This is a genomic window from Kangiella spongicola, assembly GCF_003194565.2.
In the GTDB taxonomy this organism is placed as follows: domain Bacteria; phylum Pseudomonadota; class Gammaproteobacteria; order Enterobacterales; family Kangiellaceae; genus Kangiella; species Kangiella spongicola.
In genome coordinates, this window is sequence record NZ_QICH01000014.1 from 1 (window position 1) to 3,321 (window position 3,321).

Genomic DNA, 3,321 nt, shown 5'->3' on the forward strand with positions numbered 1-3,321 from the left:
CAATTTCTTGGGGTTATATAGTCAAGCCTCACGAGCAATTAGTACAAGTTAGCTTAACGCCTCTCAACGCTTCCACACCTTGCCTATCAACGTCGTAGTCTACAACGGCTCTACAGGAAACTTAAAGTTTCAGTGAGATCTCATCTTGGAGGGGGCTTCCCGCTTAGATGCTTTCAGCGGTTATCCTGTCCGAACATAGCTACCCGGCAATGCCACTGGCGTGACAACCGGAACACCAGAGGTTCGTCCACTCCGGTCCTCTCGTACTAGGAGCAGCTCTCCTCAAATCTCAAACGCCCACGGCAGATAGGGACCGAACTGTCTCACGACGTTCTGAACCCAGCTCGCGTACCTCTTTAAATGGCGAACAGCCATACCCTTGGGACCGGCTACAGCCCCAGGATGAGATGAGCCGACATCGAGGTGCCAAACACTACCGTCGATATGAACTCTTGGGTAGTATCAGCCTGTTATCCCCGGAGTACCTTTTATCCGTTGAGCGATGGCCCTTCCATTCAGAACCACCGGATCACTATGACCTACTTTCGTACCTGCTCGACGTGTCTGTCTCGCAGTTAAGCTGGCTTGTGCCATTACACTAACCTCATGATTTCCGACCATGATTAGCCAACCTTCGTGCTCCTCCGTTACTCTTTGGGAGGAGACCGCCCCAGTCAAACTACCCACCACACACTGTCCTCGACCCGGATAACGGGCCTGAGTTAGAACTCAAAAACTACCAGGCTGGTATTTCAAGGACGACTCCACATCATCTAGCGACAATGCTTCAAAGTCTCCCAGCTATCCTACACAAGTAGGTTCTAAGTCCAGTGTGAAGCTATAGTAAAGGTTCACGGGGTCTTTCCGTCTAGCCGCGGGAACACTGCATCTTCACAGCGAGTTCAATTTCACTGAGTCTCGGGTGGAGACAGTGTGGCCGTCGTTACGCCATTCGTGCAGGTCGGAACTTACCCGACAAGGAATTTCGCTACCTTAGGACCGTTATAGTTACGGCCGCCGTTTACCGGGGCTTCGATCAAGAGCTTCTCCGAAGATAACCCCATCAATTAACCTTCCGGCACCGGGCAGGCGTCACACCCTATACGTCCACTTTCGTGTTTGCAGAGTGCTGTGTTTTTGATAAACAGTCGCAGCCACCTGGTATCTTCGACCAGCCTCAGCTTAGGGAGCAAGTCCCATCACCAAAGCCGGCGCACCTTCTCCCGAAGTTACGGTGCTATTTTGCCTAGTTCCTTCACCCGAGTTCTCTCAAGCGCCTTAGTATTCTCTACCTGACCACCAGTGTTGGTTTGGGGTACGGTCGGTATATATCTGAAGTTTAGAAGATTTTCCTGGAAGCATGGCATCAACCACTTCTCGCCCGTGGGCGATCGTCGTCAGCTCTCGGCCTTAAAGGAACCCGGATTTGCCTAAGTTCCAAGCCTACCACCTTAAACACAACACCATCTGTGTGCTGGCCTAGCCTTCTCCGTCTCTCCATCACAATATATACCGGTACAGGAATATTAACCTGTTTCCCATCGACTACGCATCTCTGCCTCGCCTTAGGGGCCGACTCACCCTGCTCCGATTAACGTCGAACAGGAACCCTTGGTCTTCCGGCGTGCGGGTTTTTCACCCGCATTAACGTTACTCATGTCAGCATTCGCACTTCTGATACCTCCAGCAAACTTCTCAGTTCACCTTCAGCGGCTTACAGAACGCTCCTCTACCGATTACACTAAAGTGTAATCCCGCAGCTTCGGTGTATAGCTTAGCCCCGTTAAATCTTCCGCGCAGACCGACTCGACTAGTGAGCTATTACGCTTTCTTTAAAGGATGGCTGCTTCTAAGCCAACCTCCTAGCTGTCTAAGCCTTTCCACATCGTTTCCCACTTAGCTATAACTTTGGGACCTTAGCTGGCGGTCTGGGTTGTTTCCCTTTCCACTACGGACGTTAGCACCCGCAGTGTGTCTCCCGCGCTGTACTCCTAGGTATTCGGAGTTTGCAAAGGGTTGGTAAGTCGGGATGACCCCCTAGCCTTAACAGTGCTCTACCCCCTAGGGTAATACGCGAGGCTCTACCTAAATAGATTTCGAGGAGAACCAGCTATCTCCCGGTTTGATTAGCCTTTCACTCCGATCCACAGTTCATCCCCTCATTTTGCAACATAAGTGGGTTCGGTCCTCCAGTTGGTGTTACCCAACCTTCAACCTGACCATGGATAGATCACCGGGTTTCGGGTCTACCTCCTGCAACTCATTCGCCCTATTAAGACTCGGTTTCCCTACGGCTCCCCTAAATGGTTAACCTCGCTACAGAAGAGTAAGTCGCTGACCCATTATACAAAAGGTACGCAGTCACCAGACTTAATCTGGCTCCCACTGCTTGTAAGCATGCGGTTTCAGGGTCTATTTCACTCCCCTCACTGGGGTTCTTTTCGCCTTTCCCTCACGGTACTGGTTCACTATCGGTCGACAGAGAGTATTTAGCCTTGGAGGATGGTCCCCCCATATTCAGTCAAGATAACACGTGTCCCGACCTACTCGATTTCACTTCTAATTCGCTTTCGTGTACAGGGCTATCACCTTGTATCGCGTCACTTTCCAGAGACTTCCACTAACTCAAAAGAAGCTTAAGGGCTAATCCCCGTTCGCTCGCCGCTACTAGGGGAATCTCGTTTGATTTCTTTTCCTACGGGTACTTAGATGTTTCAGTTCCCCGCGTTCGCCTTGTACACCTATGTATTCAGTGCACAATAACCAGCTTATACTGGCTGGGTTTCCCCATTCGGAAATCCTCGGATATAACGTTTGTTGTCAACTCCCCGAGGCTTATCGCAGACTACCACGTCCTTCATCGCCTTCTGTCGCCAAGGCATCCACCGCATGCTCTTAGTCACTTGACTATATAACCCCAAGAATCTTGGAGCTACATCATCAGCAAACTAGATATCGTCAACCATCCGACTTCGATGATTAACTACGTTTTCTAACATGATGAATACTATTCGCTTACAAATTTTTACTCGCTTCTGCCAAATTGTTAAAGAACTTGTTCTGGTCAATATCCAGATGTATAAGTCTGCTTATACATCTAAATACTGCAATAGTGATGCCAATAAATGGTGGAGCTAAGCGGGATCGAACCGCTGACCTCCTGCGTGCAAGGCAGGCGCTCTCCCAGCTGAGCTATAGCCCCATTAATTAGTGCTCAATTGGTCTTTAGGCGCGGCAGTTACGCGGGAGTTTATTCAAAATAAACGACCAAGTAACTAACAAAGCATAAAGCCAATTTGGTAGGTCTGGGCAGACTTGAAA

General features: G+C 49.8%; 1 tRNA gene and 1 rRNA gene. Both read right to left on the reverse strand.

Going from position 1 to position 3,321, the window contains the following annotated elements:
• Nucleotides 1-17 precede the first annotated feature (17 nt).
• Nucleotides 18-2,909: ribosomal RNA gene (locus DL796_RS11665) — 23S ribosomal RNA — on the reverse strand.
• Between the two features lie 217 nt (nucleotides 2,910-3,126).
• A tRNA-Ala gene (locus DL796_RS11670) sits at nucleotides 3,127-3,202 on the reverse strand.
• Nucleotides 3,203-3,321: the final 119 nt, after the last annotated feature.